The 14,133-nt window shown below is 29.6% G+C and carries 18 protein-coding genes; all 18 read left to right on the top strand.

Annotated elements, in window-relative coordinates:
- Window positions 1-682 precede the first annotated feature (682 nt).
- The gene (locus LC814_RS05335) at window positions 683-1,066 is read left to right on the top strand and encodes a hypothetical protein (protein ID WP_226065506.1); all 384 of its coding nucleotides are present in this window, start codon (window positions 683-685) and stop codon (window positions 1,064-1,066) included.
- A gap of 182 nt (window positions 1,067-1,248) precedes the next feature.
- Window positions 1,249-1,692 (top strand): hypothetical protein, encoded by a 444-nt coding sequence (locus LC814_RS05330; RefSeq protein ID WP_226065504.1) that lies wholly within the window; start codon window positions 1,249-1,251, stop codon window positions 1,690-1,692.
- Window positions 1,693-1,890: 198 nt separating this feature from the next.
- The gene (locus tag LC814_RS05325) at window positions 1,891-2,364 is read left to right on the top strand and encodes a DUF7832 domain-containing protein (protein WP_226065502.1); all 474 of its coding nucleotides are present in this window, start codon (window positions 1,891-1,893) and stop codon (window positions 2,362-2,364) included.
- A gap of 182 nt (window positions 2,365-2,546) precedes the next feature.
- Window positions 2,547-2,936, top strand: coding sequence for a hypothetical protein (locus LC814_RS05320; RefSeq protein WP_226065501.1), 390 nt, complete (start codon window positions 2,547-2,549; stop codon window positions 2,934-2,936).
- 365 nt (window positions 2,937-3,301) lie between these two features.
- Window positions 3,302-3,898: a coiled-coil domain-containing protein gene (locus tag LC814_RS05315; protein ID WP_226065499.1), complete on the top strand. Its 597-nt coding sequence runs from the start codon at window positions 3,302-3,304 to the stop codon at window positions 3,896-3,898.
- A gap of 177 nt (window positions 3,899-4,075) precedes the next feature.
- Entirely contained in the window at window positions 4,076-4,567 is a 492-nt protein-coding gene (locus LC814_RS05310) for a hypothetical protein (RefSeq protein ID WP_226065497.1), read from the top strand.
- A 189-nt stretch (window positions 4,568-4,756) separates the two neighbouring features.
- A complete protein-coding gene (locus LC814_RS05305) occupies window positions 4,757-5,299 on the top strand; it encodes an STM3941 family protein (RefSeq protein ID WP_226065495.1) in 543 nt (180 codons plus the stop codon).
- Window positions 5,300-5,449: 150 nt separating this feature from the next.
- Window positions 5,450-5,974, top strand: a complete 525-nt coding sequence (locus tag LC814_RS05300; RefSeq protein WP_226065493.1) for a hypothetical protein — start codon at window positions 5,450-5,452, stop codon at window positions 5,972-5,974.
- A 168-nt stretch (window positions 5,975-6,142) separates the two neighbouring features.
- A complete protein-coding gene (locus tag LC814_RS05295; protein ID WP_226065491.1) occupies window positions 6,143-6,691 on the top strand; it encodes a GNAT family N-acetyltransferase in 549 nt (182 codons plus the stop codon).
- A gap of 150 nt (window positions 6,692-6,841) precedes the next feature.
- Complete coding sequence (locus LC814_RS05290; RefSeq protein WP_226065489.1) at window positions 6,842-7,345, top strand: hypothetical protein; 504 nt, start codon at window positions 6,842-6,844, stop codon at window positions 7,343-7,345.
- 157 nt (window positions 7,346-7,502) lie between these two features.
- Window positions 7,503-8,219: a DUF6843 domain-containing protein gene (locus tag LC814_RS05285; protein WP_226065487.1), complete on the top strand. Its 717-nt coding sequence runs from the start codon at window positions 7,503-7,505 to the stop codon at window positions 8,217-8,219.
- 676 nt (window positions 8,220-8,895) lie between these two features.
- On the top strand, window positions 8,896-9,381 hold the full coding sequence (locus LC814_RS05280) for a toxin-antitoxin system YwqK family antitoxin (protein WP_226065485.1): 486 nt from the start codon (window positions 8,896-8,898) through the stop codon (window positions 9,379-9,381).
- A 161-nt stretch (window positions 9,382-9,542) separates the two neighbouring features.
- Window positions 9,543-10,118, top strand: a complete 576-nt coding sequence (locus tag LC814_RS05275) for a hypothetical protein (RefSeq protein ID WP_226065483.1) — start codon at window positions 9,543-9,545, stop codon at window positions 10,116-10,118.
- A gap of 172 nt (window positions 10,119-10,290) precedes the next feature.
- The gene (locus LC814_RS05270) at window positions 10,291-11,316 is read left to right on the top strand and encodes a hypothetical protein (protein WP_226065481.1); all 1,026 of its coding nucleotides are present in this window, start codon (window positions 10,291-10,293) and stop codon (window positions 11,314-11,316) included.
- A 151-nt stretch (window positions 11,317-11,467) separates the two neighbouring features.
- The gene (locus LC814_RS05265; protein WP_226065479.1) at window positions 11,468-12,280 is read left to right on the top strand and encodes a metallophosphoesterase; all 813 of its coding nucleotides are present in this window, start codon (window positions 11,468-11,470) and stop codon (window positions 12,278-12,280) included.
- Between the two features lie 181 nt (window positions 12,281-12,461).
- The gene (locus LC814_RS05260; RefSeq protein ID WP_226065477.1) at window positions 12,462-12,905 is read left to right on the top strand and encodes a hypothetical protein; all 444 of its coding nucleotides are present in this window, start codon (window positions 12,462-12,464) and stop codon (window positions 12,903-12,905) included.
- Window positions 12,906-13,073: 168 nt separating this feature from the next.
- The gene (locus tag LC814_RS05255; protein ID WP_226065475.1) at window positions 13,074-13,358 is read left to right on the top strand and encodes a hypothetical protein; all 285 of its coding nucleotides are present in this window, start codon (window positions 13,074-13,076) and stop codon (window positions 13,356-13,358) included.
- A 267-nt stretch (window positions 13,359-13,625) separates the two neighbouring features.
- Window positions 13,626-14,066 carry a hypothetical protein gene (locus tag LC814_RS05250; RefSeq protein ID WP_226065473.1) on the top strand — a complete coding sequence of 147 codons (441 nt, stop codon included), beginning with the start codon at window positions 13,626-13,628 and terminating at the stop codon, window positions 14,064-14,066.
- Window positions 14,067-14,133: the final 67 nt, after the last annotated feature.

Raw genomic sequence — 14,133 nt, 5'->3', positions numbered from 1 at the left:
AACTAAAACATTTCTTCTTCCTAACGCTCTTGAGAAACTAAAAATAATTGAGAAATAAAAAAACTGCGTGCAACACGGTATTTCTATTAGCGGGGCGGAAGTTCCTGTCATCAAGATTTTCACTAATTGTTCAATTTGTTATATTTACAAAGACTTGTTATAAAAAGTTGCCGCCAACAGAAATACCCAACCGTTGCCCGCAATGTGAAAAATATCGTTCAAAATTAAAATTTTACTGTTTTAACGGCTAAAATTTCTGAAATAAAAATCTAAAAAATTCCGTGCTAAACGTGTGGAAATTCTCAAAACAGACAGCGTGAATATTAAAGAGCGGACGACAAAAAACCGGAATAAATATTGAAAATAGCGACGAAAAAAAAATATTGGAAATCGCACCGAATAAATGCCGCAAATGTGCGGAAATAAATTTTGGAATTTCTAAGGAAAAAATATCGAGCTAAATGATGGTATTTTTAAATAATTACGAATTTAACTCAACTGAAATTTTGGACTAAATTTCGCAAAAAAACACTGCGGGCAACACGGTATTTCTACAAGCGGGCTGGAAGTTTTCAAAACGAGATTTGTGTTATATATTTAGTATATTTCGAGTAGAAAAAGTTTGGTTATTATGCCCGCCTGCAGAAATACCCAACCGTTGTAGCACATTTTAAAATCTAAGATGAAAATATCAAAATTTAATAACCAAACAGTCTATTGGACAATTATTGCTGTCATCGGAGGATTAATGATGTGGAATATCTATGCGACTATAGATACAGGCAAATTAAGTGGAATACTTCCAATAACTATTCAAGGAGTTTTACTCGCATTAATCTTAACGAGGAATCAATATGCTAAAATTGGAATTAAAATTTGGTCAATAATTTTCTTGATAATCGCTTCTGGACTTCAATTTTTTGGAAGGTTATTGAAGGATGCTGTTGATAATTTTGTGAACGCAAATTCCCTTCACTACATTACAACTGGAATTACCGTTATCATTGGAATCATGATTGTTTTATACGTAAACAAAACTGTCGAAGTAATAGAAATTGAAAAATAAAAACGCGCTACAACAAGGTATTTCTATTAGCGGGTCGGAAGTTCCTATCATAAAGATTTTCGCTAATTGTTCTTTTTTGTTATATTTACAAAGACCATTTATAAAAAGTCCCCGCCAACAGAAATACCCAACCGTTGTATGACATTTTAATAAAACTGCACATACAAGAGTAAAATTAAATTATGGAAGAAATATCTAAATGGTACTTAAATCAAAATGCCACGAAAATTTTCTTTTTATTTTTTCTCGGTGCCCCTTTTTACTTGTGGATGTATTTCATTATCACGGAATTTGACAAAAAAAATGGAACAAATAATTCTGGAAGAAAACTGTTAACAAAATTTTCGACTTTCTATTCTATATTTTACTTTTTTGTTTTAATAATTTATATGATTTATGATATTTCAGTCAATAATGGAAACGGACTTATAAAAATATTCCCTTTTCATTTATTTGCAATTCTATGTGGATTAATATTACTTCTTCTAGGTTCTGAAAGTTTAACGAAATATGAAAAGAATAAAAATCTTGAGACTTTTGGAACAGCAGGGAATTTCTTTTTACTTTGGTTTTATATAGTTGGAGTTTGGATTTTGCAACCGAAATTAAATAAGTATATTGAGTAAAAAAAACGTCGTACAACAAGGTATTTCTATTAGCGGGGTGAAAGATTATATCATAAATATTTTCGTTAATTGCTCAATTTCTTATATTTACCAAGACTTGTTTTAAAAAGTCCCCGCCAACAGAAATACCCAACCGTTAGCGGTAAGTTTAGAAAACCGAATGTGAAACCAAAAATATTCAAAGAAAAGTAAATTAATATGGCAAAATATGACGACGCATCGTGGCATTATGGAGGAGAATTTCCTGATGAATTACCAACAGAAAATGGAGCGACACATATTGGAATGTTTATAAATTGGTGTATAGATAATGATTTAGTATCTGAATTTCAACTTGAAGAAAACACTAAAGATATTGAAAGAGTAAAACAGCGAAACTTAACTGGTGCCGAATTTTTGATTGACAACTGCGATGAAAAATTCACTGATGAAGATTTAAATGATTTAGGAAATGAATTTGCCATAGATTATTTTGAAAATGCAACGGAATTTGGTAAAAAATTCGCTAATTATTTAGATGACTATTCTGAAGTTTTTGACCAAAAAGCAGAAAAATTAGGTTTTGAATATGAAACACTTTATCATATCGAAAATACATTTGAAGATTATGAAACTTTGCAACCTAAAATTGACAAACGTTTTGAAGAATGGAAAAAATATAGAAATAAATAAAACCTACCGCTAACACGGTATTTCTATTAGCGGGTCGGAAGTTCCTATCATCAAGATTTTCGCTAGTTGTTCATTTTGTTATATTTTCAAAAATTTGTTATAAAAAGTCCCCGCCAACAGAAATACCCAAACGTTACCTGCAACCCTAAAATAAACCTCGCAAACAACGAACAGACAATAAAATGATAGAAATATTAGCTAAATGGACAATTATACTTTTCGGTCTATTTTTTATTTGTGTTGGAGTTTTAATGCTTATTAAACCCGAAATCGCAAGAACAATTTTACGAAAAGCAGGAAGTACGAATTTTATAAATTACGCTGAAATAACGGTACGAATTATTCCAGCAACTGCACTGATTTTATCGGCAAACATTTCAAAATATCCTGACATTTTTAAAACTTTTGGTTGGTTTATGTTGCTTACTTCTTTGGTATTATATTTTGTGCCTCATAAATTTCATCATAATTTTTCAAACAAAGCGGCTGACATTTTAAAACCATTTTACTTTCAATTAATTTCACCATTTTCAGCTCTTATTGGATTTACACTAATTTATTGCGTAATCTGACAAATGCAAATTACATTAAATAAGGGGAAAAATGACGGAGACTAAAAAAGGGCAGCAGGTAACAAAGTATTTCTATTAGCGGGTCGGAAGTTCCTATCGTAAAGATTTTCGCTAATTGTTCAATTTGTTATATTTACAAAGACTTTTTATAAAAAGTCCCCGCCAACAGAAATACCCAACCGTTAGCCGTAATATCAAATAAAATCATGGTAAATAAGACATTCATTTTAAAATTAAAGCAGAAAATTGACGAAAGCAAATATTTTGGCAGTAATGATTTTTCTGTTACTGAAGAATATGGGAAATTAAATGTTAACTATAATTATACAGAAACTTACTTCTTCGAACTAAAGATTCCATCTGAAATGTCTATTTTATCTCGCAGTGAAAAACAAACAAGTTCTTTCGGAATTCTTTCAAATCAAAAGGAAATTGAGTATCAGCAATATGAGTTTTCAGGAAGGTTAAGTCCTGGAACGGTTTCAGAAACGGAACATTTCAAATTTGAAGGTGAGGCTAAAGTTTTAACATATTTAAATAATTGGCTAAATAATCTATGGAATGAATTAACGTTCGCACCTGAACTGAGAAAATTGAAAGATCTTGATGAAGAAATTCAAAAAATAAATGAAAAATTCGATAATGTTCCTGAAGATTATTTTTCTAAGGATGAAATAACAAAACTCAATGAAAAATTAGAAAATTTAGAAAATCAATTCATTGATAAATTAGAAAGCGAAATTAAAGATAAGGAAGCATTAAAAGACGTTCTTGAAGAGTTACATAAAGAAATTGAAAAACTTAAAGGTCAATCAAAAGTTTTGAATAAACGAAATTGGTTCAAATCTTTTGGAGGAAAAATATTTACGTGGGTTTCAAAAGAAGAGAATAGAAAATTCTTAAAAGATACAGGTGAATTTATTAAACCATTATTACCTGATTCAATCGACAAAATATTATAGTAAGAAGATACTACGGCTAACAAGGTATTTATACAAGCGGGTCTGAAGTTTTCATCGAAGATTTTAGCGATTAATTAAGTTTTTAGCAAGTATAAAGTTTTCGTACTTTTATCCCGCCTGCATAAATACCCAACCGTTAGTGGCAACCAACCCGCGCGAAAACAAAAAGAAGAAAAAATGAAAAATTTTTGCTTGATTTTAGTTGTCATTTTAATAACAAGTTGTTCGAAAGAAGAAAAATTTGATTTATATATTTCAACCGTAAATTATAATCTAAATGTTGAAAATGGAGAGTTTAAAATAGACTGGTATAAAAATTATAAAAGTAATATTGAGTTTTCTAAAAATGAAAAAGACCATTTAAATGAACTGATTTATAAATATAGTATTCAAAAATTGAAAGGCAAAAACTATGTTTTTGGAAAAGAAAATCTAATGATGCCGAATTTTAAAGATGAAATTACTTTAAAAAAAGGAAACAAACTTAAATGCAAGATTTATATTTCAACACAAGTTAATTTAACCGAATCAAAACTTACGAAGACAGAAGTTAAAATTTATAAGTTTAAAGAAGAATTATTTGTTCTTTTAAAGAAAAACAAAGATTTTAAAAATAATATGGACACTTTAGAAATTGCTAAAAAAAACGATAAGAGATTATTTCTTTAAATATTGGCAGCCACTAACAAGCTATTTATACAAGCGGGTATGAAGTTTTCATCGAAGATTTTAGCGATTAATAAAGTTTTTAGCAAGTATAAAGTTTTCGTATTTTTATCCCGCCTGCATAAATACCCAACCGTTAGCGGTCAGCAAAAAAACCGAGAAATAAAGAATGAGATTTCGAAAAAAATTAAAATGAACAAAATTGAAATTCCATTAAGCAAAACGAAATTATTTCTTGGAACTTTTGCGTCTATTTTATTTGTAGTATGCGGAATTTTATTCTCTACTAAACCTGAAATGTTTATATCATTGTTTTTCAGAAGTCTGGAAATAATAAGAATCGCAGGTATCGCGGCTATTATTTTTTTCTCTGCAACAGGCATTTACGGAATTAAAAAATTATTAGAGAGAAAAATTGGATTAACAGTTGATGATGACGGAATTTTGGATAATTCAAATGCTTCAAGTGTTGGACTTATAAAATGGAATGATATCATCGAAATAAAAACAGAAAAAGTTGCTTCGACAAAATTTTTATTAATTTATATATCAAATCCTGACTATTATGTTGAAAGAGTAAATGGCTTTAAGAAAAAACTTTTACAGGGAAATAATAAAATATATGGAACACCATTATCTATAACTTCCAACACTTTAAAATGTAACTTTAATGACTTGGAAAACCTTTTGACAAAAAAATTAATAGAAAATCAAGAAAATATGCCGAACCGCTAACAAGGTATTTCTATTAGCGGGTGGGAAGTTTATATCATGAAGATTTTCGCTAATTGTTCAATTCGTTATATTTACAAAGACTTCTTATAAAAAGTCCCCGCCAACAGAAATACCCAACCGTTGGGCGCCACTTTAAAAAAAGATATATATATGAAAAACTTGAAATTATTGTTAAAATTTATTACTATGCTGACATTATTGAGTTGTGGCACTTCTCATAATTATACAAATAGCACTTTAAATAAAAACTTCTACGATGGAAAAACTATTTATTTCCAATTAAACACTAAAAGTCAAAATACTATAAACTTCTCAGGAATGGTTGGAACGGTGTTCGGAGGAATAGCGCAACCAAATGTCAAGGAAACTTTCAAATTATCTATCAAAGAACTTGCTAACGAAACCAATTTAAATTTAAAATTTATTGAAAGTTTTGACGAAGTTGATGGTGAAGAACCTTTAATAATTGATACTGATATTTCAATAATCAATTGGCATTTTGGTTTCTCTGTAGCAACATTAAAAACGGTAATAAATTTCAAAAACATAAGAGATAATAGAGAAATTCAAGCGACTGGAATTCGCAAAAGTGGTGGTGGCGATGAAATGAATAATTTAAAAAAGTCGTTAAAAGACGCGACTTATAACTATTTAAAAGAATATCAGAAACCGTAAAAAAGCGATCGCCCAACACGGTATTTCTATTAGCGGGTCGGAAGTTCCTATCATCAAGATTTTCGCTAATTGTTCAATTTGCTATATTTACAAAGACTTTTATTAAAAGTCCCCGCCAACAGAAATACCCAACCGTTATACGAGATTGCAAAAAAATATCGTCAGCCAATGAAATTTCTTTTAACAAACCAAGAAACTGAAAGATTAAAATTTCGACAATTAGAAGATTCTGACTTTGAAAAGTGGTTGGAATTATTCAAGGATGATCATACCACACAATTACTCGGAATGGCAGAATACAAGTCGCCACAAGAACGTTGTGAAAAATGGTTCGAATGGACATTTAACCGGTATGAAAATAATCTCGGTGGGCAAAATGTATTAATTTGCAAAGAGGACAATAAATTAATTGGACAATGTGGACTTTTAGTAAGGGAAGTTGAAAAAGATTTTGAATTAGAAGTAGCATATTCTATTCTTCCTAATTACCGAATGAAAGGCTTTGCGATCGAAAGTGCAAAAAAATGCAGAGACTATGCTTTTGAAAACAATTTTCACGATAGATTGATTTCTATTATTGTTCAAGAAAATATAAATTCAAAAAGAGTTGCCTCAAGAAATGGAATGAAATTAAATCGCCAAATAAATTATGGAAGTAAATTAATGGATTTATTTCAGATTAATAAAGAAGATTGGGAACAAAGCAACCCCGTATAACACGGTATTTATACAAGCGGGTTTGAAGTTTTCAATTGAAGATTTTAGCAATTAATTAAGATTTTAGCAAGTACAAAGTTTTCGTATTTTTATCCCGCCTGCATAAATACCAAACCGTTGTAGGCAATTTCACACAAGTACCGATTAAGAATGAAAGCATTAATTCCGATCTTATTTTTCTTATCATTTCAAACTTTTGCGCAAAATAAAGATAATGCTTTAAAAAACAGATTTGAATCTTATAAGTATTTGGACACAATAAATACTTACTCAAAATCATTTCCAACGAAACTAATTGAAGGTTCTGGAACAATAAAAAATAAGTCTAAAAAAATAATTGGTTCAATTGGATTTGAAACCGAATTTAGCAGAAACCACGATGGGAAATTAGTTCGTATTTTAAACTCAGAAATTCACTTCTTCAAAAAAAATAAAAAAATTCCTGCTAAAACGATTTCTTATCAAACTACAATTTATTTCGATCAAAATGAAAAACCAGAAATAGCAAAATTTATTAACGAGGAATTAATTGATAATAAAATCATAACTTCAAAAAAGATTATTTTAGATGTAAACGAAATTGATTTTAAAAAAATGAAATTGGACTTTTACGAAACTAAAATAAATGACCTTTTATTACAGGTAAAGGATTAAGAAACTTCCTACAACAAGGTATTTCTATTAGCGGGTCGGAAGTTCCTATCATAAAGATTTTCGCTAGTTGTTCAATTTGTTATATTTACCAAGACCTGTTATAAAAAGTCCCCGCCAACAGAAATACCCAACCGTTACCTGCCATATTATAAAAATCGTGTTTAAAAACAAAAAATTTTACATTTCAGGTATTTTAATAACAATAATAACTGTTGTGCTTATCGGATTTGCTCCAGGAACAATTTACTATTATTTACTACCTGTTGTATTTTTGTTTATCGGTTTAATATTAATTTGGATAAGCAAAACAAAAATTTTTCACAAAATATTGTGGACCCTTTTTCCAATAATTTCAATTCCATTTTTTCTTTTCATATGGAAGCAACTAAATACTAAATCTCCCGAAGTTTTTTTAATTCCGCAAAATTTTAAAGGAAAAGTAAACATTATTTACAATCTAAAATGCGCTCCAGAAATAAAAGAAAATGACGGAAAAATAATTTATCAAATACCAAACGACGGGATATTACTAATTTCAAATAAACTAGATGATGGATTCATTGATCAAAAGTATTTTTTTGTTGATGATAAAGGAAATAAATCTGAAATTCCTCAAATGGATAATAGAGATTTCAATGAGGAATGGACAATTGAAAAGAATCTAAACGAACCTTCAAGACAAAAAATTGGAATTTTTGGATGGGGAACGCTTGGTAATTATGCAGAATCGGCAACGACCAAAAAATATTATTACCAAGAATTTTTTGTAGGAAGTTATACTGATAGAAAAGTTGAAAATTTTAAAAAAAGTCAGCGTTTTGACTCATTAATGATAAAAAAAGCACAAGATTGTGAAAATAAATACGTCAGGTAACACAGTATTTCTATTAGCGGGTCGGAAGTTCCTATCATAAAGATTTTAGCTTATTGTTCAATTTGTTATATTTACAAAGACCATTTATAAAAAATCCCCGCCAACAGAAATACCCAACCGTTGTCCGCAATTCACAACGCCGACGGAAATACCAGACTAAATAGATTTCTTAGTTAATATTCTTCACTATGAAATTAATAACAAATATGAAGAGTTGAAATGAGTAATATTTTGAGGATTTTTAAGAAAATAAACTATTACGAGTTATCTCGATTAGCGATCTTTGGTATTGATTTGTTAATTATTCAGTTTACTGATATAGAAAAATTAGAAAAATCCTTATTGATATCTCTAATTCTTATAAATTTTTGTTTGATTGTACTCGTTGTTTGTAAGCTGCCTTTAACTAAAACAACTAAATATCAGTATTCAGCACAATCGGCTTTTTATGGTAGTATTGCAAGTGGTATATTTGCGATTATAATATTTGGTAGTTACCTCTTAAAATAAATAAAAACTGCGTACAACATGGTATTTCTATTAGCGGGTTTGAAGTTTATATAATAAAGGTTTTCGCTAATTGTTCAATTTGCTATATTTACAAAGACTTTTATTAAAAGTCCCCGCCAACAGAAATACCCAACCGTTACCTGCGATCTTAAAAACAAAATCCCGCATGAAAAAAATATTTTTTACATTGACTTTTACAATGTTCTGTTTTTTAAATATGTTTTCTCAAAACATCAATATGGATGATTACGAAATTTATATTGGAGAAACATTGATCGGAAAATCAGATTTTTTAAAAAATGCTCAGAACATACCGACAGATAAATCTCAAAAACTTGAATTCAAACCTATAACCGACGGAAGTAAAACCGCATACTTCTTAAATGGTAATATATTTTCAAAAGGTGAAATTAAAAATCACAAAGAAAATGGACAGTGGGAATTTTGGCATTCTAACGGCAAAAAAGCACGTGAAGGAGAATTCATCGACGGTAAACCAAATGGAACTCATAAATACTGGTACGAAAACGGACAATTAAGAGGAATTGGAAATTGGAAAAATGGAATTTATGACGGACCATGGGAAATGTATAATGAGAATGGAAAGGAAAAAGTAATTCAGAATTACAAAGACGGAAAACTTAGTGAGTAGAAAAGACCTCAGGTAACAAGGTATTTATACAAGCGGGTCTGAAGTTTTCATCGAAGATTTTAGCGATTAATTATGTTTTTAGCAAGTATAAAGTTTTCGTATTTTTATCCCGCCTGCATAAATACCCAACCGTTAGCAGAAATGTTAGAAACCCGATCCGCATGAAATATTTTTTCACAATAATTCTTCTGATTTTCGCAACCGTAAGTTGTGACAAGAAAATTAATTCTAACGAGGCAAATTTGGTAAAGTTTGGATATTATCCACCCTTTATTCAGCAATTTGAGATCATTGCTAATCTAAGTGACAAATCTCTCATATTTTATAATCCCTCTAAATATTTGATTCCACCGCCTCCACCACCATCAAAAGATGCAAGTGAGAAGGAATTAGAAAATCGGAGAACCGAACATCAACAATTCATAGACGACAATCCAAAGTTGGAACCTGAATATTTAGAATTAAATGAGGATGAGATAAAAGCCATTCAAAAAATCATTACTTCTTTCACGGAGAATGACTTTAAAGAGGATGAAAAAAAACATCCTGTAATTGATGGAGCAAATACTAATACAGTTATTGTTTTAAACGATAATCGAGTCTATTCTATTGGTGGTTTTGAAGGAACAAATACAAACAAAGAAATAGAATTAACTTCTAAATTATACAGCTTATTTAAACTGAAGAGCAAATCTCGAATAAATAGAAAATTTATTCAAAAACTTGAAAAAAGATAACACTTCTGCTAACAAGGTATTTCTATTAGCGGGGCGGAAGTTCCTATCATCAAGATTTTCGCTAATTGTTCAATTTGTTATATTTACCAAGACTTGTTATAAAAAGTCCCCGCCAACAGAAATACCCAACCGTTAGTGGCAACCTTATCCGAAGCAGAAAATAACATAAAAGATGAAAGGAATTGAAGACATAATAAAATCTACCGAATGGATGCAGAATCTTCCTAAGTCTTTTGGAGTAAGTTCACAAATATCTGAAATTCTCAAAACTCAAGGAAAAATCTCAAGTGATTTGGCTGGATTTACTACAATTAGTCAACTTGCCAAAACCTTTCAACAAATTGATAAGCCATTTAGCAATCTTACTGGAATAAATATGTTAAATGCACTTGGCATAAATGCCTCACTACAGCAAACTAGTTTGAATTCATCTTTGGCAGCAATTAAAGGACTTAATGGTTTAACTCAATTTGCTATTCCACAAGCAACTATTACTGCAATAGCATCTATAAGTAAGCAACACGATATACTTTTCGGAAACCTTAGAAGTATATCCGAAGTATTTAATAGAAATGACTACCTATTTTCTCAAATTGGCAATATACAGTTTGCAGTTAGTGGACTGTCAGGACAGTTATCTTCTGTTGCAACCGCCCACAAAAAATGGAATTTAATAAAGGATTTTGAGGAAATTACGCAAGAAGTAGTTTTATTAAATGAAAGAATATTCGATGAAAATGGAATTACAAAGGATGGGTATAATGAACTGAATGATTTTCTTCAAAGAATTGAAAATAAAGTTGACAATATTGACTCAGACGGTCAAACTCTATTTTGGAAAATTTTGACTTTGTTAGGTTTTATTATTACGTTGACGAGTGAAGCGAGAAATTGGATACCTAAACCTGAATATTCAACTAGACAAGAAGTTGAAACGTTGATTAGTAAACAATTTGGTATTTATCAAAACAAATTAAAAGAAGATAAAGAGTTTCGAATTGTAGATCGAGTTTGCAAAGTTTTATCAAAACCTGGATCGAAAGCAGTTCTAATTATAAGCCTTCCAGTTGATTTTGAAGTTACAATCTTACAATTTAATAGCAAGTGGGCATATGTAAGTTACTTTAGTCCAATTGACAACTTACCACAGACAGGTTGGATAATGAAAAAATATTTAAAAAAGATGAAAAAACAATAGAAAAAGACAGCCACTAACAAGGTATTTATACAAGCGGGTCAGACGTTTTCATCGAAGATTTTAGCAATTAATTAAGATTTTAGCAAGTATAAAGTTTTCGTATTTTTATCCCGCCTGCATAAATACCCAACCGTTACCAGTAATTTTAGAAATGAAAAAATTAACCAGAAGAAAATTTATAAAAACAGGAATATTAGCCACATCTGGATTAATTCTTTTAGACTCATTTTGGTTTGAAAAATATGTTATTGACTGGAATTATTTTGACATCTCAAAATCGGAAAAGAATAAAATAAGAATCATACAAATTTCGGATTTACATTTTGATCAATTAAGATTTTTCCACAAATCTATAGCGAAAAAAATAAATATACTGAAACCCGATTTAATATTTATCACTGGGGATTCTGTTGACAAAACAGAAAAAATAGAACATTTGAACTTATTCCTCAAATTAATTGATAATTCGATTAAAAAATATGCTATAACGGGAAATTGGGAATATTGGGGAAATGTTAATCTAAATGAACTTAAAAGTGTCTATTTTCAAAATAATTGCGAATTGTTAATAAATGAGAATAGAACTATATCAATAAGAAACCGTGATATATCAATAATTGGAATTGACGATTTTATTGGTGGCGATGCTGATTTCGTAAAAGCGACTGAAAATCTAAAAAGCTCTGCAACAAATATTGTTTTATCACACTGTCCTGAACATAGAGATATAATTACAAAACAAAAAGGAAATATAAATATTGATTTAGTTCTTTCTGGTCATACTCACGGAGGACAAATTACATTCTTAGGAATTGTTCCATTCAAACCTCAAGGAAGTGGAAGATATTTAAAAGGTTGGTATAAAGACTCGGAGCCAAAAATGTATATTTCAAAAGGAATTGGAACGAGTATTTTACCTATTAGATTTGGGGCAAGAGCCGAAATGGTAGAAATGGAAATATAAAAACTCCTGGTAACAAAGTATTTCTATTAGCGGGTCGGAAGTTCCTATCATAAAGATTTTCGCTAATTGTTCAATTTGTTATATTTACCAAGACTTGTTATAAAAAGTCCCCGCCAACAGAAATACCCAACCGTTGTACGACATTTTAATAAAACTGCACATACAAGAGTAAAATTAAATTATGGAAGAAATATCTAAATGGTACTTAAATCAAAATGCCACGAAAATTTTCTTTTTATTTTTTCTCGGTGCCCCTTTTTACTTGTGGATGTATTCCATTATCACGGAATTTGACAAAAAAAATGGAACAAATAATTCTGGAAGAAAACTGTTAACAAAATTTTCGACTTTCTATTCTATATTTTACTTTTTTGTTTTAATAATTTATATGATTTATGATATTTCAGTCAATAATGGAAACGGACTTATAAAAATATTCCCTTTTCATTTATTTGCAATTCTATGTGGATTAATATTACTTCTTCTAGGTTCTGAAAGTTTAACGAAATATGAAAAGAATAAAAATCTTGAGACTTTTGGAACAGCAGGGAATTTCTTTTTACTTTGGTTTTATATAGTTGGAGTTTGGATTTTGCAACCGAAATTAAATAAGTATATTGAGTAAAAAAAACGTCGTACAACAAGGTATTTCTATTAGCGGGGTGAAAGATTATATCATAAATATTTTCGTTAATTGCTCAATTTCTTATATTTACCAAGACTTGTTTTAAAAAGTCCCCGCCAACAGAAATACCCAACCGTTACCAGCAATTTTAAAAAGAATCGTTTTTATATGAATACAAGATATTTTAAAAAATTTTGGGAAGAAACTACTGGAGAAGAATTGACTGATTCTTGGGGTGATTCAACTTATTTTTTTGAAACAGACAAAAACTTAAATGTTATAAAGCAAATTCAACTTTTCCGAAATGGCAAAATTCTTAAATATAACGAACAGTATTTAGAAGATGATTTTGGAGGTTTAGCCGATCAACAACTTGAAATTACTGAATTTATCGACAACGAAATGACAGAGGTTGAGTTTTTAGAAATGTGGAATAAATCGGACCCACAATAAAACGAGGAATTGCTTTACAAATATGAAATTGAAAAATGATTCACAAGAAAATTCTCTTTATAACTTTAAACTACTAACCACAAAAAAAACTGCTGGTAACAAGGTATTTCTATTAGCGGGGCGGAAGTTCCTATCATCAAGATTTTTGCTAATTGTTCAATTTGTTATATTTACAAAGACTTGTTATAAAAAGTCCCCGCCAACAGAAATACCCAACCGTTATCTGCAATTTCAAAAAACTGCCTAGAACAAAAAGTTATGAAATCAATGAAAAAATATAGATTTTTAATTTTACTTTTTGCTCTAATTATTTTTATATTTTATGACTTAAAAATTAGTAGGCAAACCAGTGAATTTTCTGACAAAGCTTTAACAAATAATATAAAATTTGAAGGAAAAATTAAATACTTAAAGCGTTCTGATAATCATGCTTTTGGAATTATTGGCGTAGAACTAACTAAATCTAACATTAAGAATTTCGATAGAAAAATAAATTCAAATATGTTCCCATATAAAATCAAAAATGGATACGCAGAAGTTTATGCAACGGTTTCTGTGGAAAGGAAAACTGGAGAAATCATAAAAGTCATTTCTGATTCAAGCACAATATATTATAATCCAAATTATAGCAATGAGATGGGAAGTTTATTTTTAATTTCTGATCCAATAAACAAGAGATTTATCGAAAACAACTCGGAAATTCAATGAAAGAAACTGCAGATAACACAATATTTCTGCAAGCGGGGATCAGTTTTTAGTTGAAGATTTTAGATAT

The sequence above is a fragment of the Kaistella polysaccharea genome, from assembly GCF_020410745.1.
In the GTDB taxonomy this organism is placed as follows: Bacteria; Bacteroidota; Bacteroidia; order Flavobacteriales; family Weeksellaceae; genus Kaistella; species Kaistella polysaccharea.
Note: the sequence above shows the minus strand (reverse complement) of the source record. Positions and strands in the feature narration are given on the sequence as shown.

Coding starts and splice junctions, on each gene's coding strand:
- LC814_RS05310 (WP_226065497.1), top strand. CDS start 4,076: ATGAAAAATTTTTGCTTGATTTTAGTTGTCATTTTAATAACAAGTTGT.
- LC814_RS05250 (WP_226065473.1), top strand. CDS start 13,626: ATGAAAAAATATAGATTTTTAATTTTACTTTTTGCTCTAATTATTTTT.
- LC814_RS05260 (WP_226065477.1), top strand. CDS start 12,462: ATGGAAGAAATATCTAAATGGTACTTAAATCAAAATGCCACGAAAATT.
- LC814_RS05335 (WP_226065506.1), top strand. CDS start 683: ATGAAAATATCAAAATTTAATAACCAAACAGTCTATTGGACAATTATT.
- LC814_RS05255 (WP_226065475.1), top strand. CDS start 13,074: ATGAATACAAGATATTTTAAAAAATTTTGGGAAGAAACTACTGGAGAA.
- LC814_RS05295 (WP_226065491.1), top strand. CDS start 6,143: ATGAAATTTCTTTTAACAAACCAAGAAACTGAAAGATTAAAATTTCGA.
- LC814_RS05315 (WP_226065499.1), top strand. CDS start 3,302: ATGTCTATTTTATCTCGCAGTGAAAAACAAACAAGTTCTTTCGGAATT.
- LC814_RS05265 (WP_226065479.1), top strand. CDS start 11,468: ATGAAAAAATTAACCAGAAGAAAATTTATAAAAACAGGAATATTAGCC.
- LC814_RS05290 (WP_226065489.1), top strand. CDS start 6,842: ATGAAAGCATTAATTCCGATCTTATTTTTCTTATCATTTCAAACTTTT.
- LC814_RS05330 (WP_226065504.1), top strand. CDS start 1,249: ATGGAAGAAATATCTAAATGGTACTTAAATCAAAATGCCACGAAAATT.
- LC814_RS05275 (WP_226065483.1), top strand. CDS start 9,543: ATGAAATATTTTTTCACAATAATTCTTCTGATTTTCGCAACCGTAAGT.
- LC814_RS05320 (WP_226065501.1), top strand. CDS start 2,547: ATGATAGAAATATTAGCTAAATGGACAATTATACTTTTCGGTCTATTT.
- LC814_RS05280 (WP_226065485.1), top strand. CDS start 8,896: ATGAAAAAAATATTTTTTACATTGACTTTTACAATGTTCTGTTTTTTA.
- LC814_RS05300 (WP_226065493.1), top strand. CDS start 5,450: ATGAAAAACTTGAAATTATTGTTAAAATTTATTACTATGCTGACATTA.
- LC814_RS05325 (WP_226065502.1), top strand. CDS start 1,891: ATGGCAAAATATGACGACGCATCGTGGCATTATGGAGGAGAATTTCCT.
- LC814_RS05305 (WP_226065495.1), top strand. CDS start 4,757: ATGAACAAAATTGAAATTCCATTAAGCAAAACGAAATTATTTCTTGGA.
- LC814_RS05270 (WP_226065481.1), top strand. CDS start 10,291: ATGAAAGGAATTGAAGACATAATAAAATCTACCGAATGGATGCAGAAT.